Annotated in this window: 20 protein-coding genes; 11 read left to right on the top strand and 9 right to left on the bottom strand. The window is 52.6% G+C overall.

What is annotated here, in order from left to right:
- Window positions 1–154 precede the first annotated feature (154 nt).
- From DPRO_RS11020 to hflK, 7 genes are all read right to left on the bottom strand, one after another.
- Window positions 155–1,276 carry an HD domain-containing phosphohydrolase gene (locus DPRO_RS11020; RefSeq protein ID WP_097012085.1) on the bottom strand — a complete coding sequence of 374 codons (1,122 nt, stop codon included), beginning with the start codon at window positions 1,274–1,276 and terminating at the stop codon, window positions 155–157.
- Window positions 1,269–2,483: a response regulator gene (locus tag DPRO_RS11015; protein WP_097012084.1), complete on the bottom strand. Its 1,215-nt coding sequence runs from the start codon at window positions 2,481–2,483 to the stop codon at window positions 1,269–1,271. The genes DPRO_RS11020 and DPRO_RS11015 overlap by 8 nt, the downstream gene beginning before the upstream one ends.
- Before the next feature lie 10 nt (window positions 2,484–2,493).
- Window positions 2,494–4,683 (bottom strand): ATP-binding protein, encoded by a 2,190-nt coding sequence (locus tag DPRO_RS11010; protein WP_097012083.1) that lies wholly within the window; start codon window positions 4,681–4,683, stop codon window positions 2,494–2,496.
- Complete coding sequence (locus DPRO_RS11005; RefSeq protein ID WP_157917452.1) at window positions 4,658–5,977, bottom strand: ABC transporter substrate-binding protein; 1,320 nt, start codon at window positions 5,975–5,977, stop codon at window positions 4,658–4,660. The genes DPRO_RS11010 and DPRO_RS11005 overlap by 26 nt, the downstream gene beginning before the upstream one ends.
- A 375-nt stretch (window positions 5,978–6,352) precedes the next feature.
- Window positions 6,353–7,075 (bottom strand): LexA family transcriptional regulator, encoded by a 723-nt coding sequence (locus DPRO_RS11000; protein ID WP_097012081.1) that lies wholly within the window; start codon window positions 7,073–7,075, stop codon window positions 6,353–6,355.
- Between the two features lie 263 nt (window positions 7,076–7,338).
- Complete coding sequence (gene hflC / locus DPRO_RS10995; RefSeq protein WP_097012080.1) at window positions 7,339–8,190, bottom strand: protease modulator HflC; 852 nt, start codon at window positions 8,188–8,190, stop codon at window positions 7,339–7,341.
- A 12-nt stretch (window positions 8,191–8,202) separates the two neighbouring features.
- The gene (gene hflK, locus DPRO_RS10990) at window positions 8,203–9,276 is read right to left on the bottom strand and encodes an FtsH protease activity modulator HflK (RefSeq protein WP_097012079.1); all 1,074 of its coding nucleotides are present in this window, start codon (window positions 9,274–9,276) and stop codon (window positions 8,203–8,205) included.
- A gap of 125 nt (window positions 9,277–9,401) precedes the next feature.
- On the opposite strand from hflK, the gene DPRO_RS10985 reads away from it, so the two are divergent.
- The 8 genes from DPRO_RS10985 (at window position 9,402) to rnhA (ending at window position 17,928) form a co-directional block, all read left to right on the top strand.
- On the top strand, window positions 9,402–10,772 hold the full coding sequence (locus DPRO_RS10985) for a phosphomannomutase/phosphoglucomutase (RefSeq protein ID WP_097013724.1): 1,371 nt from the start codon (window positions 9,402–9,404) through the stop codon (window positions 10,770–10,772).
- Complete coding sequence (locus tag DPRO_RS10980) at window positions 10,772–11,242, top strand: YkgJ family cysteine cluster protein (protein ID WP_097012078.1); 471 nt, start codon at window positions 10,772–10,774, stop codon at window positions 11,240–11,242. Before DPRO_RS10985 ends, DPRO_RS10980 begins: the two co-directional genes overlap by 1 nt.
- 7 nt (window positions 11,243–11,249) lie before the next feature.
- A complete protein-coding gene (locus tag DPRO_RS10975; RefSeq protein ID WP_097012077.1) occupies window positions 11,250–12,341 on the top strand; it encodes an efflux RND transporter periplasmic adaptor subunit in 1,092 nt (363 codons plus the stop codon).
- A gap of 1 nt (window position 12,342) precedes the next feature.
- Window positions 12,343–13,050 (top strand): ABC transporter ATP-binding protein, encoded by a 708-nt coding sequence (locus tag DPRO_RS10970; RefSeq protein WP_097012076.1) that lies wholly within the window; start codon window positions 12,343–12,345, stop codon window positions 13,048–13,050.
- Window positions 13,051–13,138: 88 nt separating this feature from the next.
- A complete protein-coding gene (locus DPRO_RS10965; protein WP_097012075.1) occupies window positions 13,139–14,371 on the top strand; it encodes an ABC transporter permease in 1,233 nt (410 codons plus the stop codon).
- 206 nt (window positions 14,372–14,577) lie between these two features.
- Complete coding sequence (locus DPRO_RS10960) at window positions 14,578–16,809, top strand: methyl-accepting chemotaxis protein (RefSeq protein WP_097012074.1); 2,232 nt, start codon at window positions 14,578–14,580, stop codon at window positions 16,807–16,809.
- Between the two features lie 131 nt (window positions 16,810–16,940).
- Window positions 16,941–17,456 (top strand): hypothetical protein, encoded by a 516-nt coding sequence (locus DPRO_RS10955; protein ID WP_097012073.1) that lies wholly within the window; start codon window positions 16,941–16,943, stop codon window positions 17,454–17,456.
- Window positions 17,431–17,928 carry a ribonuclease HI gene (rnhA, locus tag DPRO_RS10950; RefSeq protein WP_097012072.1) on the top strand — a complete coding sequence of 166 codons (498 nt, stop codon included), beginning with the start codon at window positions 17,431–17,433 and terminating at the stop codon, window positions 17,926–17,928. Before DPRO_RS10955 ends, rnhA begins: the two co-directional genes overlap by 26 nt.
- 683 nt (window positions 17,929–18,611) lie before the next feature.
- On the opposite strand, the gene DPRO_RS20330 is transcribed toward rnhA, so the two are convergent.
- Together DPRO_RS20330 and DPRO_RS10940 are read right to left on the bottom strand one after the other, a co-directional pair.
- Entirely contained in the window at window positions 18,612–18,770 is a 159-nt protein-coding gene (locus tag DPRO_RS20330) for a hypothetical protein (RefSeq protein ID WP_173806784.1), read from the bottom strand.
- A gap of 14 nt (window positions 18,771–18,784) precedes the next feature.
- Window positions 18,785–19,258 (bottom strand): bactofilin family protein, encoded by a 474-nt coding sequence (locus DPRO_RS10940; RefSeq protein WP_097012070.1) that lies wholly within the window; start codon window positions 19,256–19,258, stop codon window positions 18,785–18,787.
- A gap of 305 nt (window positions 19,259–19,563) precedes the next feature.
- On the opposite strand from DPRO_RS10940, the gene DPRO_RS10935 reads away from it, so the two are divergent.
- The 3 genes from DPRO_RS10935 to DPRO_RS10925 are packed head-to-tail and all read left to right on the top strand — an operon-like array spanning window position 19,564 to window position 22,252.
- Entirely contained in the window at window positions 19,564–20,730 is a 1,167-nt protein-coding gene (locus DPRO_RS10935) for a cyclic nucleotide-binding domain-containing protein (protein ID WP_097012069.1), read from the top strand.
- Window positions 20,730–21,524 carry a motility protein A gene (locus DPRO_RS10930; RefSeq protein WP_097012068.1) on the top strand — a complete coding sequence of 265 codons (795 nt, stop codon included), beginning with the start codon at window positions 20,730–20,732 and terminating at the stop codon, window positions 21,522–21,524. The genes DPRO_RS10935 and DPRO_RS10930 overlap by 1 nt, the downstream gene beginning before the upstream one ends.
- A gap of 17 nt (window positions 21,525–21,541) precedes the next feature.
- The gene (locus DPRO_RS10925) at window positions 21,542–22,252 is read left to right on the top strand and encodes an OmpA/MotB family protein (protein ID WP_097012067.1); all 711 of its coding nucleotides are present in this window, start codon (window positions 21,542–21,544) and stop codon (window positions 22,250–22,252) included.
- Window positions 22,253–22,295 lie beyond the last annotated feature (43 nt).

The following is a 22,295-nucleotide window of genomic DNA, read 5'->3' as shown; positions in this document are numbered from 1 at the left end:
CCGTTCATGGTTGGTTGAAGAGAGGTCTCAATACAGGAATAGGAATCACATGTCTTTATCTAATGATGACTGAACGAGACTGAAGCAGGCGTACAAGGCGCAAAAAGAGACCCTACCCTAATCATGCTATATTTGGCCGAGGAGAATCCGGCGATCACTCAATAGGTACCAATGCCCTAATGGTTTCAGGCAAGCGCTTGGCTTTCATGAAGTTGGCAATTCGCATGAGTGCCGTTTCCGTCACCTCTGTACCCTCCGCCATGATATGGACCTTGTCCGTGCTCCAGAGCGCCTCTTCCAAAATCATGCGTGGGCGCAGTTCCGACAGCAGCAATTCCCTTCGGACGTATCCTTCCTCTCCGGCAGTGCCCCTTTCGAGCACGTCAATAACCTTGGAATCATACACCCCTTCCCGTTTGCGCAACTCATCAATGGCATCCTGTTTTTCCATACCGTTCTGGATCAGTGAGTCATAATCGAGACAGGCTTTCAGGACGCGCGCTTCCACTGAAAGAGTCGGATCGTCAGCCAGACTCACATTCTGGTTCAGGATAATTTCCGAGACTTTATCCATCCGTGGAATCTGGGAGAGCATTCCGGCGGTAATCGAGGGGTGCATGGCGTAAATCTGCTGTTCTTCCGCCGACAATTCCTTGCCTTCGTACACCTTGTTCATGACGGTATCAGTGAGGGTGACACAACCCAATTGGCACAGCATGGCTGCCAGGTCGAGGAACAGTTGATGCTTGAGATTGAGGTGTTTACCAACGTAATCGGACAACCTCCTGACTCGCTCGCTGCGACCAAAGGCTTCAGGATTGACCAGGCTGAGAATATCCGTCAGCACCTTGATGCACCCCCGGAGTGTGCCACGCAACAACTCACGCTCTGCCACCACAAGAGAATACTGCTTGGTCGCGATTTCCAGAGTGCGGATCATCACTTCCATCGGACTCGGCTTGGTTAGAAACCGAAAGACAGCCCCGTCGTTGACAGCCGAGATTGCGGAGTTGAGATCAGCATGTCCTGTCAGCATGATCCTGACCGAATCGGGCGACAGTTCCTGTACCTTGGAAAGAAAGGTGATGCCGTCCATATCCGGCATTTTCAGATCGGAAACCACCACGGCATAGGGGCCGGACGTTTTGATTTTTTCCACCCCTTCCAGCGGCCCAAGGGCTGTCTCGACCTTGAAGCGTTTGCGAAGGGAAGCCCGAAAGGTATCCAGTATATTCTGCTCATCATCAACGAAGAGGACTTTACGGCGTTTAGTCATTTGCACTCCACTTTTCAATACATGCGGCACGCCAGTCGTCGACACGCCGGTTCAATCCCTGTTCAGCCAACCAGAACGTGTTCAGCGATGAATGCGCATACCCATCCGAAGTAAACTCGCGTGTCTCATGCTGAAGGGTGTTTGCGACATGAACCACCAGCGGCACGGTCAACCCCTTGCCTCCGTGCTGTGGACGATGATGCAGAAAGACTCCTTTGACTATGTCTTCCTTGAATCCCCATAATCCGAGGAGGTACGCACCAACCATGGCATGATCGACATTCAGCTTTTTCAGTTCACACTTTCGGATGGGGCCGTCCTCTTCTCTGACGCATTCAAGGACAGGCTCATACACATCCTTCATTTTGGTAAGGAGAGCCAGTTTACCTACATCGTGCAAAATTCCAGCAAGAAAGCATGAATCGATAAATTTCTTGTCGGCTTTTTCATGCGTGGCGATGGCTTTGGCGCAATATCCCGTTTCCAGGGTATGCCGCCAGAGCTTCTCCACGGAGTAGTTCTCAAGACCTGTCAGATCTATCTTGTCAATAAGGTGCTCTCTCAGCACCAGGCCCCTGACTGTTTCCGAACCAAGCAGCGTCACTGCCCGCGATGGTGTGGTCACATTTTCAAAGAACCCGAAGAAGGATGAATTGGCCACCTTCATCAAGGTGGTGGACATGCCCGTATCCAACTCAACCAACTGACTTATTCTCTTGAGATTCGGATCAGGTGAATCCAATTCGGCAGACAGATCCGCCAACCGATCAGGCAGGACAGGCAGTGAATCCAACTTGGCCACAGTCTTCCTCACATTTTCGTTCACGAAGACATCATTGAGGGCTGTCACCTTGCGGATGGTTTCGATAATTTTTTCCGAGTTGCACGGTTTGGTCAAAAACTGGTGGGCAACGCGGGTTGATTTGAACAGTGACGGATTGTCGGAATATCCGGACAGGACGATACGTATGGTCCCCGGATACAGTCTGGTCACGCGCGACAGGAACTCGGCACCATCCATTCCCGGCATTCGCATGTCTGCAATCACCACGTCCACAGACTGCTTTTGCAACAGCTCCAGACCCTCGGGACCGCTTGGCGCAAAGAAGCACTTCACCTCCTTACGGACAGAATGCATCATCGTTCTGAACCCATCCAGGGCACTCTGCTCGTCATCAACAAACAATACGGTATGTTTCTTTTTCATAGCACGCTCATTACTTATTGGCAGGAAGACGTATTTTGAACGTCGTCCCTTTTCCTTCTTCTGTTTCAATATCGATGGAGCCCCCATGCCGTTCAACCACTATGTCGTGAACGATGGCCAGCCCCTGACCAGTTCCCCTGCCCACCTCCTTGGTGGTGAAGAACGGATCAAATATTTTTTCTCTAATTGCTTCCGGGATACCTGTACCGGTGTCACTGATACTGATGAGCACCATATCCCCTTCCTCCCGTGTGGAGAGGGTGATCGTCCCTTTGTCACCGGAATTCTTCACCACATCTCCAACCGCATGGGCCGCATTGACCAGAACATTGAGAAATACCTGATTGATGTCTCCCGGCATGCACTTCACCGTGGGCACAAATTCAAAATCCTTCTCGATTTCAGCCACGTATTTCCATTCGTTCTTTGAGACTAAAATGGTATTCTCAAGGGAATCGTTGACATCAAGCGAGGACATTCCCTCGGTTCCGGGATGCGCGAAATTTTTCATGGCCCGGACGATCACCGCCACTCTGTCGGTCCCCTCAAGAGCTCTGGTGCAGGCCTTGGGGATTTCTTCCACAATGAATTCCAGGTCGGCATCGTCCCACGACTCTTCAATTTCCTCGATAAGGTCAGGGTACTTCCCGTCTTCCCTGCAACGAGCAATGAGTTTTCCTTCGGCCTCCAGAATGGAGATGATGTCTTCTGCAGCTTCCTGAACAAAACGGATGCTGTCTCCGACATACTGGATAGGTGTATTGATTTCGTGTGCGATACCCGATGCCAGCTCGCCGATGGATTCAAGCTTCTGGGCCACATTGAGCCGACGTTCGAGGTTTTTGCGGTCCGTGATGTCCAGCACGATAACGCCGACATGCTCCTCGCCGCGAATCTCCACCGGCACCAGATAGCGGGCTATGGGGAACGAGTGACCATCGACATGTCGAGCCACACCTTCCATGTACGTTTCGCTACTAACGGTTTCAGGACAGGCCAGGCCAATCATTGTCTGAGAATAGTTGCCGAAAGCTTCCGTGCACTCACGTTGAGACAGTTGCCACGGTGAAAGGCCAAACAGTTTGTGTATGACCGCATTTGAACGAATAATCTGCTGGGTTTTCGGGTTGATGATATAAAACCCGGCCCCGATACCTTCCAGCAAAGCAGAAACCAGCTGGCCGGTTTCCCGCGCTTCGATTTCCGCCTCGCGCCGTTCCCGAATCTCAATGGAGAGTTGCACCGTCCGCATCTTCAGATCAGCGGTTTGGGCTTCCACTTCCTTTTCAAGCTCATCGCGCAGAGTTTCCAGTCGCTCATGGGGGACCAGCAACATCTGCTTGCCCATCCGATGGACTACGAACAGGACCATGCCCGTACACCCGATAAAAGACAGGGTCAGCACTGTGATCAGGTATTTCAATCGATTATAGACGACAGCCTGACTCACTTCCTGCTGGAGGGTGATTTCGGGGTAAACAGTGGTTGTTTCCATAGAGACAACCGGTTCTTCAGCAGTCCCGTATGAGACTACGGCGCTATCGGCGAACTTCAACGTCAGGCGCAGATTTTCTCCATTCGTTCCCATAATATCTTGCAGGTGAATGGGAATATACGCAGAGAGGACTCCCTCTGGCTGATCATGATAGAAGACCGGAACACTGATCTTCCAGTACCAGCCCTCCACAGCCCCTTCTCGGGCTTCAATGATGGTCACGGTGTGATCCTGATCGCCCTGCATCAAACGCTGAAAATCAGCGGAAGGGGTGTCATTTCGGAAAAGCCAATTGGAATAAACAATGCTTCCCTGAAAATCCTGCAGCGCAAACCGGACACTCTTATTCATCATGGCCAGCGACTCCAACTGATCAACCGTATTCGCCAGTTGATCGTCCGGATTCAGAACCCCTGCCACCAGGGCTGGTGCCTTTGCATATTCTGCCAGGAAGGATACGCGATTTTCCAGATACGATTCCACGACATGCCGATGGCTCTCCAGCTCCTTGCGCACTCCTTCCTTCTGCATGGCGGACATTTCGCTACCGATAACAAAAATAATAACGGCACCGCCTACAACAACCTGAACCACAAAGAAGGCCAACAGGAAACGACTGAACAGCCGGGAAAACGACGATTGTGATTCCTTCTGCGTTTTCTCCAGAACTTCCATGCCATTATCGGGAGAGGATGATTGCGTCATGCTCGTTAAACCTTCCAAAGGTATAATCGTTCAAGTTCAGGGCTTCATGTCCGTCAGTAGATTCTGCATCAAACGGAGCAAAAGGTTTGCGATAAACTTTTATGAGACCCTCCACCGGCTCACCAAGGTTTTCCAGGGCAGCACGGACCGCGGCACGATCCTGGGCCACATCGCCTGTCAATCCACTCTGCCTGACAGCTGCCTGCAAAATTCTGGTTATGTCGTAGGCATGGGTGAACCCATTGGGCGGCGTGATATCGCTGGGACGCTTTATGTCAGGGAACAGCGTCTGCGCTTGCTCAAAAACCTGCCTGCCCAAACTGCCCTGTTCCATGTCCAGAAACGAAAAACGTGTCTGGACGAACTCCAAATCCAGTTTTTTTCGCGCATGATGAGGCAGGGCTCCGGATACGTCGACACCCGTCACTCTCCAGTGACTGATCACAGGGAGGCGCTCGTCTTCCGGCTGATTGAGCATTGCCTGCAAAACAGCCAACTCTTCCTGGGCAGTTGCATCCATGAGGATGGCGTCTGCTCCTGACCTGTATATTTCGCGCAGCAAAATATTTGCCGATGGGACCGACACCCCCCAGGCGAGATAGGAGGTGCTGACCGGAACCAACCCTCGATCCTTGAGGCTGTCGTTCATTCGGTGGAAATTGGACTTGCCCCAATCGCTCTCCTCCAGCAGCAAGGCGAGGCGGGAAAATCCTCTCTCATCCACAGCACGGCCTACCAGAGCCTCGCCAACCATTTGGTCATCGATGGAGAGGCGAAATATCCAATTATTTTGCTCCTTGGGACGTGTAATTGGAGCAGCTGTCGCCCACGGAACAAGCATCAAAATTTTGTTATCATTGATGTAATTCCGATGCGCGAGTAAAGGAGCCGAGTGTTGACCACCGATAATAGCCAACCCGTTGGGGTCAGTTTGAAATTGCTTCAGATTCGCCAGACTGCGGGAAGAGTTGCCGTGATTATCCAGTACCACCAGTTGCACCGGACGATCCCCGAAACGGCCTCCGTCCTGGGCCAAGGCTGTTCGTACGCCCTGTTCAATGGCCACACCGGATGCCCGTGCTCCGGTCAGGTCCACATCAAGATATAGGCGAAGGGGCGCTTTCGGGGAAACGGCTTGAGAGTTGGTTGATGTGACGAAGATGGCACCAAAACTCAAAGCGAGCAGCATGCTCAACCACCATATCGCCACCCCTGCAGGATATATGAAGGCAATGACGAACCTTCCACTCCACTTGTTAGAGTAGCTTCCCTCTTCCAACCGTTTCCAACCCATGCCCGCCTCCGAAGCCATTACAGATTCAGCATTATCAGGGTCTCCCGTCCAAAATCATGGCCCCAAGAGACACTTCAGAGCAATATACGCAAGCCTGATCACGACTTACATTCATATCGTAAGACAACTATTATTTCATCGCATAGCATATTTTATGGTAGCAACGCATGATAATTAGACAGGAAAAAACAGAGAGAGAAAGAGGCCCCATTTGTAGTGGGATAAGACGCGTATGAAAGGAGGCCGTGTTGGCCAAAAATCAGTACAACGAAGAGCAGTGAGAGGTGGTGTTCTTATTGGAAAGTGGCATTGACCACAAAAAAAAGCTGGAGGCGTTTAACGGCCCCCAGCTTTTATTCTGCAATTATGTTTCGACTAAAGAGGCGATACGTTTTGCAATACCCACACCACGCGCCCAACCGTGCGATCTTCCATCTCGGCAGCCGGGATGGTCAGGTCTGAGTGTTTGTCGTTCTCGGCTTTGAGAACAAATGAATCGCCCTGCATGAAAACCCGGCGAATGGTTAATCCCTGATGCGGGAAGTGCACTGCGCACAAATCTCCGTCCGGATGTTCCTTCTGGGCGCAATCGATCCCCACGAATGCACCTCTGGCGATTACCGGTTCCATGCTTGCCGAATCAACTTTGACCACCTGCAATTTCGGGCGGCAAAACGATTCGGGCACGGAGAGTTCTTCGATCGGATTAGGTTCCCAGGTGGGATTTTCCTTCCTGCTCCCGGCCATAGTGGAGACAGGCAACACGCGTCCGCGTGAGTTCATCCGACCATACGGAGCCGGCGATTCCCGCAACAACGTGTCTGCAGGGATCTTTGCTTTGGATTCATTCAGATATACCGGCTCAACGCCATCTGAAAGCCAATCCGGGTCCAGTCCGTGGCTGCGATAGAGCTTCAAAAACCATTCAGCAGGAATGGAGCAACGTCGTTTGGCATCGGAAATAGACGATTGTCTAACGTCCAGAACTTCTGCAAGCTGCACTTGTGTGCGAGCACCTGTTGCCTTTTTGATACGCTCAAGGGCCTCCTCGAACCATTTTAGTTGTGCCTCATCACACTGTCTTTTCTTTTTGGGCATAATGGTTCCCCTTTTGATACAATTGGCAGTATCGCAATACTAAGTAACTTATTCTTGATGATAACCAATTGCAGTTATTTTTTCTAACAAAAAAAAACTTCGTATTCCCAACGTCAAAGACACTGGGATTTTTTCCCAGGAAAATTGGGAGTTTTTCCCGATTCTGTCAAGATGTTTGTTCTTTATATACAACAAATCACATGAGCGGATGCAGGGCCATACAGCCTTGCATCCGCTCAACTACCTGTACTCACGAACAATGTTTACTTCATGTACTTGAGGAAGGGAGATTTCGGCGTCATAATCAGACGGGAGTTGTCTTTGAGACTTTTCCTGTATGCTTCCAGGCTGCGGGTGAATGCGTAGAATTCCGGCGAACGACCCAATGCATCAGCATAGATTTTCGTTGCCATGGCATCACCTTCACCTCGGATGATCTCAGATTCTTTTTCCGCATCAGCCAAAATGATGGACCGTTCCTTGTCCGCCTCTGCAATGATTCTTGCAGAAACCTCACGACCTTCGGAGCGGTACTGTTTTGCCTGACGTTCACGTTCAGCCTTCATGCGACCGAAAATTGCTCGGGCGTTTTCCGCCGGCAGATCGGTTCGTTTGATGCGAACGTCGATAACATCGATTCCATACGGTTCCAGCAGTTCACGGGAGCGAGCGGTCACGGTGTCCATGATTTCCTGACGCTTGTGCGACACGACTTCAATGAGCGTGTACCGGCCCAGTGCCACGCGCAGCTGGGAGCGGATGATGTCATCCAGGCGGGCCTGCCCGCCCTGAATGGTCCGTACTTTGGTGTAGAAGGTGAGCGGCTCGACTATACGCCATTTGGTATAGGAGTCGACCTTCATGTATTTCTTGTCAGTGGTTGTGATCTCTTCGGGTTTGGCGTCGAAGTCCAGAATACGGGCATCAAAGAAAACCACATTCTGTACGAGGGGCAGCTTGAAGTGCAGCCCCGGCCCCAAAGCCTTGTCCCCTACCGGCTTACCGAGTTGAATGACGATAGCCTTCTCCGTCTGATCGACGGTGAACGCTGACTGAGTCAATGCAAACGCGCCCAGCACGATGAGGACCATGAATATTACTGTTCTTTTCTTCATGATACTCCAGCCCTAGTTCTTTTCCCTGTTCACGCCGGACTTGGGAGTCTGGCCCAAAGGCAGGTAGGGAACAGTTTGTTTGAGAGCGTCGTCAGCCATAATCAACTTTTCAACCTCGGGGTTGGAAAGGATGCTTTCCATGGTTTCCAGATACAGTCGCTCACGAGTGATGTCCTTGGCCTTGTTGTACTCGGAGAGCACGGCGAGGAAACGTGAGGCATCACCTTCGGCCTTGCGGACCTTGGTCTGCTTGTAGGCCTGGGCCGCATTGACTATGCGAGAAGCCTCACCACGCGCCTTGGGCAGGATGTCTCGCTGATACGCTTCCGCTTCGTTGATGAAACGGCTCTTGTCTTCGCGAGCGGAGGCAACGTCCTTAAACGCGTCAACCACCTGTTCCGGCGGATGTACGTTCTGCATCTGCACAGCCACGATATTGATACCGGTTTCGTACATATCGAGGATATGCTGCATCAAGTCGCGGGTCTCAATCTGAATTTCCATCTTACCTGTGGTCAAAGCATCATCGATCTTGCCGTTACCGATGACTTCACGCATGGCGGCCTCACCGGCATGCACGATGGTCTTGGCAGGATCAAAAACATTGAACAGGTAATTCTTGGCATCCTTGATCATGTACTGGACGATGAACTGCACGGAAACGATGTTCTCGTCACCAGTGAGCATCAAAGCCTCTTCGGGAACTTCCCGGCTCACGCCCTGCTGAAACTGCTGAACACGAGCTCTGCCTGAAGAACGAAATCCGAACTCGACTCGCCGGATCTGCGTGACCTTCGGTGTCAGGACACTCTCAATCGGATAGGGTATGTGGTAGTTCGGTCCCGCAGTAGTTATGCGATTGAATTGACCAAATTGCTTTACCACGCCAACCTCATCCGGCTCTACAATATAGAATCCGGAAGCTATCCAAAGGATGACGATTAAAGGTACTATGAGTTTCCAACCAGGCAGCTTGAAATGTTTGAACTTGTCAAACTGCTGCTGGAAATCATCAAAATTCGGTGGCTTGCCGCCACCGTGACGCCCCTGTTGTTGCTTTTGTAACTTTTCCCAGTCCCAGTTCATAATGACTCAGAAATAGGCTCTCTGAAGTGTCAGGTCAAGATTACTTCGTCGAAATATACATTCTTATACCCCTGTAGGCGGAAGATTACTTGAATTGTCCCCCGGAGAAGGGCAAACTCGCATCCATGAAACCAATAAATAAAAGCATATTTCGCGCCTACGATATCCGAGGCATCGTCGATACGGATTTTGATGTTGAATGGGTTGCCACCCTTGCCAGAGCATGTGGAACCTACTTTCTGCGCAATGGCTGGAACCGGGCACTGCTCGGCCATGACTGCCGTGACACCTCTCCCGGGTATCAGGCAGCCATGGCAAAGGCGTTGGCCGAGACAGGACTGGATGTGGTCTGTCTGGATCGTGTTTCCTCGCCTGTTTTCTATTATGCAGCCAAACATCTGGGCTACAAGGCCGGGATAATGATCACTGCCAGCCACAATCCCAGCGAGTACAACGGATTCAAGGTCTGGGGCGGCGAGTCCACCGTGTACGGCGACGCGATTCAAACCATTTACGACATCATGTGCAAAGGCGATTTCCCCACAGGGAACGGGTTCATCTCGCGCCACGACATCATCCCCAGCTACAAGGAAGACCTGCTCTCCCGCTGCACGCTCCAACGCCCCGTCAAGGTCGTTGTGGACGGAGGCAATGGCGCGTCCGGCGATCTCACGGCCGACATTCTTGAAGCTGCCGGGGCCGATGTCGTTCGGTTGTACTGCGAACCGGACGGCTCATTCCCGAACCATCACCCGGACCCGGTAGTCGAAGCCAACGCCCGTGACCTCATGGCCAAGGTCACGGAGACCGGTGCCGAGGCAGGCATCGGGCTTGACGGCGACGGCGACCGCATAGGTGCAGTTGACGAGACAGGACGACTGATGTTCGGCGACCAACTCCTCGCCATTTATGCGCGGGACCTTCTGGAAACCCTGCCCGGTGCGCGTGTCATCGCTGACGTCAAATGTTCGCACCTGCTTTTCAAAGATGTAGAGGCCCACGGCGGCACTTCCGAAATGTGCACCACCGGCCACTCCATCATGAAGGGACGGATGCTTGAGACAGGCGCTGCCATCGGCGGCGAAATGTCCGGGCATATGTTCTTTTTCCACGGGTATCACGGGTTTGACGATGCCACGTTTGCCGCGCTCAAGCTCGCTGAAATCATCAGCAAACAGAGCAAGCCGCTTTCCACGTACCTTGACGACTGGCCAACCACGTTCAACACCCCGGAAATCCGTATGGACTGTCCTGAGGATATCAAGTTCGAGGTGGTCGAGCGGGCTCAGGCCTACTTCAAGGAACGCTTCGACGTCATCGATATGGATGGCGCACGTGTCGAGTTCGGTGACGGATGGGGCCTTGTTCGCGCATCCAACACCCAGGGCGCACTGGTTTTTCGATTCGAGGCGGAATCCGAGGAGCGACTGAAAGAAATCCGTGAGACCATCGAGGACCCGATCATGCAATGGATACAGGAGCTTGAAGAGCAGTGATGCCGTTCCTTCGTCTGTCACGCGGATTGTTTCGCCGCTTCCGAGCCATGGTTCTGCGGCGTGAGGTTCAGATTGTTGGCCAATGCAGGATGTGCGGTTCCTGCTGCAACGGTATTCTATTGCGTGACGGCGGATGGATAAAGAACACGAAGGGATTCAGAAAGCTTTGCAAAAGCGAACCCGGACATGAGCGTTTTACCGTGACCGGCAAGGACGATTACGGTCACCTTGTTTTCGCCTGCACATTGCAGGGAAGTGACGGCCTTTGCACATGCTATGAAGATCGCCTTCCTTTATGTAGAAATTATCCGACCAAATCATTATATTACCAAGGAGGCTGGATTGGGCCGGATTGTGGATTCCGGTTCAAGTCGGTTTCATTCAGGGACATCCTGCTGCGCCGTAAACCCGTACGCACACCCGAATTCTCTGAAGTACTGAAACAGGAAATCAAACAGGTTCACAAGTAGCGACCATATGAAAAAACTCCTCTTCATTCTTCTTGCCCTCTGCATTACAGGCGGCGGCATCTGGTACTTTACCAACTCTGGCAAAGCGGACAAAATCAAGGTTCTTGAAACCGCCACCATTACCCGTGGCGATGTTGCTAAGATTCTCGAAGCCACCGGCATCGTCAAAGCACAGGTCGGCGCACAGGTCAAAATCGGTGCTCAGGCCACCGGTGTGCTGGAATCCGTCCCGGTCAAGGTCGGCGACCCGGTTCGCAAGGGCGATCTCATCGCACAAATCGACGCACGGGAATTGCAATCGCGCATAGCTGAAGCAAGAGCCAATCTGCGTCAGGAAGAAGCTCGCCTTGAGTACATGGAAAAGAGTCTGCCCAGAAAACGCACTCTGGTTCAAAAGAACCTCGAACCGCAGGACTCTCTGGACGAAGCGAATCAGAATGCCGAAACAGCACGACACGCTGTTGCTTCCTCTCGAGCACGACTCAGGACTCTCGAAGTCCAGCTTTCCTACACAAAAATTTACTCCCCTATAGATGGAGTGGTCTCACAGGTTGCGGCTCAGGAGGGGGAAACAATTGTATCAGGCCTTTCCGTTTCCAACCTGATCACCGTACTCGACCCCACCCGACTTGAGATGTGGATTTACGTGGACGAGACCGATATCGGACGAGTCCGCGAAGGACTCCCGGTCCGCTATACGGTCGACGCCTATCGTAATAGGGTATTTGAAGGCACGGTTGCCCGCATCTACCCCGAGCCCGAAATTCGCGACAACATCGTTTACTACAGAACGTTGGTGGAAGTGACGCGCGATCAATCCGAATATCTCCGCCCGGAAATGACCACCCAGTGTAAAATCGTCGTTGAAACCAAGCAGGATGTGCTGGCTGTTCCAAACAACGCCCTCAAGTGGGTGAAAAATCGCCAGGTCGTTTTCGTTGTCAGCGACAATCCCGACGCCGAGCCAACGGAAGTCCTTCCTGAACTCGGCCTTGTCGGTCTCACTTCCAGCGAGGTGATCTCGGGCCTGAAGGAAGGCGACAAGGTCGCCACACAGTTGGTGCTTCCCGGTTCCAAGATAGCCAAGGACGATGAATAACATGTCCACAGCCATCTCACTGAACGGCATCACCAAGACCTTTGCCCAAATGGCAGAAGGGAAAAATGGCGGTGAACAGCCCGGCATCAAGGTTCTCAAGGGAATCACCACCGACATCAATCATGGTGAGTTCGTTGCCTTGCAGGGTACGTCCGGCTCAGGCAAGTCCACCCTGCTGCATATCATCGGCCTGCTCGATCGGCCGACCGAAGGGCAATACCGACTCAACGGCAATGACACGTCCACGCTGGACGATGACAGCCAATCCGACCTGCGCAATAAAACCCTCGGATTCATATTCCAGTCATTTTACCTCATCCCCTATGCCACGGCATTGGAGAACGTCACCCTGCCGGGTCTGTACTCGGGCAAACCCCGTGCAGAACTGACAGCACGCGCAGAGTCACTGCTGGAACAGGTCGGGCTGGCGGACCGCATGGATTTTCGGCCTTCCCGTCTTTCGGGAGGTCAACAGCAGCGTGTTGCCATGGCCCGGGCCATGCTCAATGAACCGGACATCATCCTTGCCGATGAGCCTACGGGGCAGTTGGACTCTTCAACCTCAAGCGAAATCATGAAGCTGTTCCATACCGTCCACCAGAGCGGCAAAACCATCGTGCTGGTGACCCATGATGAAAACGTGGCGCTAGAGGCGGAACGGATCATCAAACTGCATGACGGAAAGATAGCTGAAGACACTCGGCTGTAATCGACTGGCGTCCGAATCGGCTATGAACAGCGCGTACAAAGCATCTGACAGGTGCACAAAACACGTATCTAATGAATAGGTAATCACCATGAGACCACGGTTGATATCACGAGTGACCGGAATGGGACTTGAAGCCGTATGGGCTTTCAAGCTCCGTTCGCTGTTCGTGGTGCTCGGGGTTGCTCTCGGGATTGCCAGCCTGACGCTGATCGTGACCGCTGTGGATGGCGCGAACCGCAAGGCCATGGAAATCGTCGACATGTTCGGGCCGAATTCCGCCCTGATATTCGGCGGCAATTTCAAGAAACGCGCCGTAGGCATGCGCACCTTGACGCTCACCAGGGAAGATGAGGCGCGCATGCGCGATTCGCTGCCTGGCGTGTATCAAGTGCTCCCCATGCGAGCTAAACGCGGCCAGACCGTCAAGTACGGCAACCGCAACTATCCTGATGTACTGATACTCGGCACCACCCAGGATTATTCGGATTCGTGGGACTGGCCGCTGGTTGAAGGCCGTGATCTCACTGCCGAGGACGAAGAACGTGGAACCAAGGTCGCCCTGCTCGGCGACAAGCCTGCCCGGGAGCTATTCGGCGATGAGTCGCCCATCGGCAAGGTCATATATATTTCCAACATCCCGTTTCAAGTGGTCGGCAGACTGATGTACCGCGGATTCACCACCGGCGGCGGTGGGGATATCGACAACCGAATCATCATCCCACTCTCCACACTGTTGCAGCGCTATAATCTCGATCGCAAATACCACCGCGCCCTTCGGGTGAAATTCCATGAAGCCGACTACATGGAAGCGCATACTGAAAACCTGCGTTCCTTTCTACGCCACCAACACAAGCTTGGCGAAACCGAGGACGATGACTTTACCATCCTGACGGCTGATGAAGTGCTGCGCTTCCTGTCCATGTTCAAGGGCGGATTGACGATCTTTCTCGGTGTTACCGCAACGATCGCCATGCTGGTGGGCGGATTCGTACTCGCCAACCTCTTTTCCATATCCGTCAGCGAACGCGCCGAAGAAATCGGTCTCAAAAAAGCACTGGGAGCGCGCAGTTCGTCGATCATGCTCCAATTCCTTGTGGAAGCATGTGCCCTGACCCTCATGGGAGGTATTCTTGGCCTCTTTCTCGGCCTCGGGCTGGGCCAATTCCTCTCACGCCTCGACATCCTGACCATCCAGTTCTCCTGGAAAGCATTCCTCATGGCCCTTGCCGGTTCCCAGGTAGTCGGCCTCATATTCGGCTTGAAGCCTGCCAAGCAGGCCGCCGACCTCGATCCCATCCAAGCGCTTCGCGGCGACGGATAGTCCCCTTTTCTTTTTTTCGGCAAAAGGCTGCCGAACCCATCAAAATACTACAAACCACATTTTTGTAGTATTATATTTTTTTGGGCGGCGACATTATCACCTTCTTGACAAAAATGAAATATAATAAAATACTATTCTTTCATTTAAAGGCGGAATAAAACAAAAACAGTTAAAAAAGACGTTGGCACAGCTCAAGAGGAGTGCGTATGGGGCTTAAAAATAAGATGATCTGTCTGTTTTTAGCAGCGGGTCTCATTCCTACAATTATTATTGCGGGACTTTCCGCATATCAGTCCACCAATGCTTTGACCCGCAGTGCCTATGGACAGCTCCAATCACTACGTACGGTCAAAAAAAGCGCCATCGAACGTTATTTCAACACGATTGAAAGCCAGCTCATCACTTTTTCGGAAAGCTCAATGGTGGCGGAAACCATGCGCAGAATGGCGCACTCCTTCCCCACTTTCAGAGCACAAAATGAAATACACGACGCCGAACTGAATACCATTACCAGCGAGCTAAAAAGGTATTACACCGAACAGTTTTCTAGGGAGTTCAGCAAACGAAATGACGGCAAATCCGTCAACAGTGACGCTCTCTTTGCCCAGCTTTCCCCGGATGCCATCGCGCTGCAACATCAATACATATGGAAGAATGAACACCCACTTGGCTCAAAGCACCTGCTCAACGTCGCGGACGACTACTCCGACTACAGCCTGCTTCATGAGCGTTTCCATCCAATCATCAAACACTATCTCGAAGAATTCGGATTTTACGACATTTTTCTCGTAGAGCCTGAAAACGGATATGTCGTCTATTCTGTGTATAAGGAACTGGACTTCGCCACGTCGCTCAAGAACGGACCATTCGCTAATTCCGGGCTTGCCAGAGCCTTTGAACTGGCGAACAACACTGACGACAAGCACGCCGTATTCATGGTGGACTACAAGCCGTATGTCCCATCGTATGAAGCACCGGCCGGATTCATCGCCTCTCCCATATACAAGGGAGACAAGAAGATGGGCATCGCCATTTTCCAGATGCCAATCGATCGCCTGAATACCATCATGCGAGAGCGCGCTGGCCTGGGTGAAACCGGAGAAACATACCTTGTAGGTTCGGACAAGCTGATGCGTTCCGACTCCTACCTTGACCCGGAAAACCGAAGCGTCAACGCATCATTCCACAACCCCACCAACGGCAGCGTTGACACGGAAGCGGCACGCCTCGCCTTATCGGGAGAAAGCGGTGAGAAGATTACCAAAGACTATAATGGTCAGCCCGTCCTCTCCGCCTACGCACCCATTGACGTTCTCGGGCACAGATGGGCCTTGCTCGCAGAAATAGACGAGGCAGAGGTCAACGCGCCCATCAACACCCTGCTGATGAGCATTGGCGTGGTCTCCGTGATCCTAATCATAGGAGTGGTGTCCATTGCCGTGATCGTTTCCGTGCGTCTGCTCAGACAACTGGGCAACGAGCCAGAGATTATTAATGAGATCGCGCGCAAGGTTGCCACAGGTGACCTGAATCAACGCTTTGAAGAAGGTAAAAAGGGAACCACGGGCGTATACGCTTCCATGAAGGAAATGACGGAACAGTTACAATCCGTTGTCAGCGAGGTCCGAGAGAGCTCGGAGAATGTTGCCTCGGGCAGCGAGCAGCTTGCGTCCACTTCACAGGCGCTTGCGCAAGGTGCAACAGAACAGTCCGCCTCCGTGGATCAGGTCAGTTCCTCGGTTGAGGAAATCGCTTCCTCCATTCGAATGAATGCAGAGAACGCAAAAAAGACGGAAGAGATGGCGCTGCTCAGTGCAGCCGATACCGAAAAGGGCGGCAAGGCCGTGCAGAAGACGGTTATTGCCATGCAGAATATTGCCGAACGAATCTCCATCATCGAGGAGATCGCAAGACAGACCAACCTGCTCGCATTGAATGCGGCCATTGAAGCGGCACGAGCCGGTGAGCATGGCAAGGGGTTTGCCGTTGTCGCCTCTGAAGTTCGTAAACTGGCGGAAAAATCCGGCACGGCAGCCGGAGAGATCAGCCAGCTCTCTACGGAAAGTCTCGCCATTGCTGAAGAAGCCGGTGATCTGCTCGCCAGAATTCTGCCCAACATCAATCAAACGGCTGAGCTGGTACAGGAGATATCAACAGCCTGTGCCGAACAGGACTCGGGTGCAGAGCAGATATCCAAGGCCATGTTGCAGCTTGATTCCGTGGTACAGCAAAACGCATCGGCATCCGAAGAGGTGGCCTCCACCGCTGAGGAGCTTTCAGGACAGTCAGAGCAGTTGATGCAAGCCATGACCTACTTCAGCCTCTCGGATTCGGCTATCAAATCAGCCCAGAAACGGCGAGCAAGCGTAATCAAGTCGCCACCCAAAGCCATTGGGAACTCCCGGGACGACGCGGATGATGAGTTCGAACGATTCTAGCCCAAATCATAAGGCCGACCCAAGTGGGTCGGTCTTTTTTTATCCCATCAGTATTGATCGGGCTTGCCGGATCTGCCTCCACACGGTAGACGGGGTATGCCGCACCACAACGCGTAAACGGGAAGCAGGACATGAGAATAATCATCCCCAAAGTGCATGGCGCGTCGCCCAAAGAAAAGATCATCCGCACCGTAGCGCTGATCCTCGTCTTTGCCGCCGTCATATGGGCGTTCACCAAAAACAATGAACGCGTCGTCAACATGCTCAATCAACAGGCCGCGGTCTACGATGAGACCAAGACCCTTGATACGGAGCAAAAGAAATTTATCATCTCATTTACCCGAACGCTCAAGGACGAGTTCGGGCTTGATTCGAAGATTCAGATATACGGGGGCGACTTCGTGGTCCCTGATCTGGACTCGAAGACCCTGTACATAGGGCTGGCCCCTTCCATAAACGAGGTGGAAATCCGATTCCCGACGCTCATGCGGCAGGCGCTGGGCGATGAGTTCATCCAGATGCTGAAAACGGAACATTTTCTGCCGTCATTCAAGTACAATGACTGGCCACAGGAAATACAGGTGGTGCTTTTGACCATCTTTGACAGACTCACCCAATTAAATGAAGGAACAACTCCCAGTGAGTAAAGTGATTATATATACCGATGGGTCATGCCTCGGTAACCCCGGTCCCGGTGGCTACGGCGCCATTCTCATCTATGGCGAATACAAGGGCGAAAACGCCGATAACTACAAGGAGCTCGCCCAGGGCTACCGCAACACCACCAACAACAGGATGGAGCTTCGCGCGGTTATCGTGGCCCTGGAGGCCCTGAAACGCCCATGCGAAGTCGAACTATGGACCGACTCCAAATATGTGCAGCAGGCCATTACCAAGAGCTGGTTGAAAAACTGGCTGAAAAACGGATGGAAAACCGCTGCTAAAAAGCCCGTCAAGAATCAGGACCTGTGGCGCCAACTCATCCCGCTTATCGAAAAGCATGATGTGACCTTCAAGTGGGTCAAAGGACACTCCGGCCAACTGCTTAACGAACGGGTCGACGACCTTGCCAGAAATGCTGCCAGTGGCCCAGACCTGCTGGATGACACCGAAGAATAACCAGCTTCCCACTATCAACTTCAAAGCGCCAGACTCTTAAGCCTGGCGCTTTTTTCTGCTCTTTTTGTGGTGCACCTTGTGCAAATGTGCATGTCGAATTGTGCAACCTTGTGCAAATTGCACAAGTTGAACATGCAACAATTCTTGTCTATAAACAATAAAATGCAATAATATCAAATGTATAACATTTTGGCACACGCTGTGCTTATAGAGAACCATGCACGATGCAGTCACCATTACTCTCATCCTTTTGATCGTCGCGTTGTTGCGGCGATCCCTCCTCACCCCCCCGGACGTCACCCGTGACGTTCGGGGAGTGTATGAGAACGATGGCACAACGGCCTTGGTTCCGATTCCCGTCAAAGCGCAAAGCCCCCATCGCGCAGGGCGGAACGATCGAAACCGTGAGGGCCTTTAGCATATACATCCATACCTCCCTTAAGAAGTAAAATGCAGTTCTGAAAAACCTCAACCCTCCTCAAAACCAAAGTTGAACACGAAAACCCCCAGAAAGGCCGCGCAAGCGGCCTTTCACCGTTTGGATGGTCGTTCAACAACACAGACTCCCTGCTGAAGTCGAGCCGGATCACGCCTGGATAAATCTCAAGCACAAAAAAAAAGGAGAGCCACTCAAGGGACTCTCCTTTCCAGACGCCTCATGCGTCGAAATACATGTCGACAAACTACTTGGATTTGTCTTCTGTCTTCGTTTCACGAATGACCGCTTCTCCCACAGCAAGGGAGCGGCAGTGACGTTGACGCATCAACTCAACCAGACGCACGTCTTTATCGGAGTAAAGAACGAACTCTGTTTCATTGTTTTGGATGACCAGTTCAAACATGTCTCACCTCGTTGCTAGATAGTAGAATCGTCCGATCCGGTTTTGGCGATGGTTGCATCGGCAGAAGGAGCAATCGGCTCGGTTTTGCTGCTGAAGTCAGCAGAGACAACCTTGGACCGGGCCTCTTCCCCTTCCTTTGTCATGACAATGCCACCCTCGATGATGGCGCCTTCCTGTACAACAAGTGAAGGCGTGCTCAACGAACCATTCAGGACAGACGTTTTTTCCAAAACGGCATGCTCTTTGACCACCACTTCCCCTTCGATCCGACCATTGGATGTCAATTTGCCCACACGGACAGAGCCGGTGATGGACGCCTTGCGGCCAAGAATCAGATCGCCGTCAGTAGTGATCTCGCCTTCGAAGCAACCGTCAATACGAACGGTTCCCACAAAGTCGAGCTTTCCTTTATATTCTGTTCCTACACCAAGAAAGGCGTTCAGTTCCGAACTGTTACCTTCGTTGGCTTTACTTCCGAAAAGACCCATAAGTTACACCTCGTAGTTCGCGGTGGAGAAAACCTCCGTCCACGGAACCAGCCATATCGTCCAGAGCAGACAGTTCCTATACCCCTGCCTTGGATGAATTGCCACTTTTTTTTGTCATGGGACTATGGAGGGATCAGGCATGGGCAAACGATCAAAACGCCACTGATCCGTCATGAAAGTCAGCCTTTCTAATTGTATGAAAGTGCTGCCTTGTTGTACTTTTCTCTGAAAATGACTAGGGTGAGAACCATCTATAAATTTTTGACTTCCGCGTTTCACACTCCACCCAGAGGATAACGAACACGATGGCCGACTCAAGCACGCAAAACATCAAATCGTATTTCAAGGGCCAGACCATATACAAGGAAGGCCAAAAGGGTACCGTCGCCTACATGATCAAAAAGGGGACGGTCAACATCTACCGCACCGTTGACGGGCGCAAAACCGTCATCGACCGACTGGGCAAAGGCGAGATATTCGGCGAGATGGGACCACTCAGCGGCCAGGAGCGCTCCAGTTCGGCGGAAGCCGCTGAATACTGCGACCTGCTCCTGCTCACCGAGCACGTCATACAAACCATGCTCGGTCGTTGCCCGAAAACCATTCAGCACATCACGCAGATTCTCATCAAACGTATCCGCAAGAGCGCCAACGCCACCTTAAAAGCCCACAAGAATTCATTCCTTTCCATCTGCCGCATTCTTGAAATGGCGTACAAGTGCCATACGTCAATGCGTCCGGCAGAGGCCAAGAAAATCCCCGGCCACAACCATGGATTGGCGGCCAGCGAATTTTCCAAACAGGTCAAGAACATCCTGTTGGTCTCGCAGTTGGAGATCGACAATGCCCTCGACCAACTTGCCGCCCTCAAGATCATCGAGATAACCAAACACGGATCAGGCAAGGCGTTTAGCGAGCGGTACATTGCCATCAAGGACATGGACTCTTTCTTTCAAGTGGCGGTCAACCTGCACAAGGAGTTATCCAAAACCAGTGCTCTGGAACCGGAGCTGGAATACATCGACATCCATGCACTTGCCGAGGAGGTCGAGGCAGACCCGACCATTCTCTACAAGAAAATCGGCAACATGGAGATACCGGAAACCCTGTTCTTCTTTCACCGAAACTCCGTTCTCAACTGGGCGCAGGGGCAGGAGGAGAACTTCTTCAAGCGCGTAAAGCGTAAAAAGAAGGCCATCAAGGATCTGGAAGATGTCAACGATATCGTCTTCGTAGACAACGGCACATGCAAGGAGGTCTTTGCCAAGCTGGGATACTACAAGCTCGGCGTGCTCCTCTCCATGGCTGACGACGATGCACGGCAAAAGATACTGGGCAACCTCGCCAAAAAGATCGCCTCTATCGTCGAAGGGGAAGCCGAGGCTCGCGGCCCTGTCGATCCGGTGGAAGCCGAGGATGTGTCCGATGAACTCATTGAAATGATCAAAGCGGCCAAAGGAGTGAACGCCTGATGAATATCGCCACCATTTTCGGCATCATCGTCGGTATTTTCGTCCTCTGTGCCGCCACTTACGCGGCTACGGATTCCGTGGCCGTCTTTCTCAACGGGCCGGGACTGGCCATAGTGCTCGGCGGAACCATTGCGGCCACATTTATCTGCTACCCATTACGGGAAGTCGCCCGCGTCATGGGCTTGTTCGTCACGGCCTTCACGGCTGAGGAGCTTCCCATCGGCAACTACATCAAGGACATCGTCACCATCTCCAAGAACGCCGCTCGAGGTGAGGCAGAGCTTGAGCGCGCCATCAAGGCCACGGATAACGAATTCCTGAGGGACGGATTGCAGATGCTGGTGGACGGATATTCCAAGGAAGAGCTGGAAGAAATTCTGAACAACCGCATCCAGCAGTACCATGATCAGGAGACCAATGCGGCCGGTATATACCGGACCATGGCGTCCCTGTCTCCGGCCTTTGGCATTATCGGCACACTCATCGGCCTGATCGCCATGATGCAGACCATGGGTGATGACGTGGCCCGCATCGGTCCGGCCATGGCTACTGCCCTGACCACCACCCTGTACGGCGCGCTCTTTGCCAACATGATCTACACGCCCATCGCCACCAAAGTGGAACGGCGCGTTGAAGAGCGGACCATCCTCATGTGCGTGATCAGGGACGGCATCCTGTTCATCAAGGACAAGACCCCGGCACCGATCATCTTTGACAAGCTCAAGGGATATCTGCCGCCGCGCAGTTGGTCGTCCATCAGCCGGACGCGCCCGTCCAAGAAGCGCGCAGGATAAGAGCACAAGGGGCCGACATGCAGTATTCAAAGAGCTTCCAGCCCAAAAAGAAACAACACCGCCATGAAACCGGCTGGTCGTTGACACTGGCCGACATGATGACGCTGCTGCTGTGCTTTTTCGTCATCATCGTTTCCATCTCCAAAGTGGATACCAACCGCTATGAAACCATGTCTGATGTGCTGGCCGAAGCAATGCAGGGCAAGGCGGCACCCAGCAAACGGGAAGCCACGGAAGCACGACATGCTGTGGACAAGAAATCCAAAAACCTGTTCGAGCTGCAACTGGAGCTTGCCAAGCTGATTGGAACCGAGACCAAAGCGGTCAATCTCAAGCTGCGACCAGACGCAGTGGCCATCAATTTGAAGGGCGGCGTGTTTTTTCAATTGGGTAGCGCCAATCTGACCAGCGATGCCCTGCGCATACTTGAACGGCTGGCAGCCCCGCTCACCGAGGCCCACTACAAGCTGACCATTGAAGGGCATTCGGACAACCTGCCTATTCAATCCGAGCATTTCCCGTCGAACTGGGAATTATCATCAGCCCGGGCCTCATCTGTTGCCCGCTACTTCATTGCGCAGGGATTCCCCAAGGACGATATCCGGGTCATGGGACTCGCCGATACGCAACCGCTGGCTCCCAATGTCGATGCAAGCGGCACCCCGATCCCGGACAACCAGTCGCTCAACCGTCGGGTGGTCATTCTGGTCAGTCCGGCTGACAGGTAGCCCAGCTTGTGCCACGCCAGTTGTCGCATTCCCTGCTTGACGA

It is taken from the genome of Pseudodesulfovibrio profundus (assembly GCF_900217235.1).
Lineage (GTDB): Bacteria > Desulfobacterota > Desulfovibrionia > Desulfovibrionales > Desulfovibrionaceae > Pseudodesulfovibrio > Pseudodesulfovibrio profundus.
Note: the sequence above shows the minus strand (reverse complement) of the source record. Positions and strands in the feature narration are given on the sequence as shown.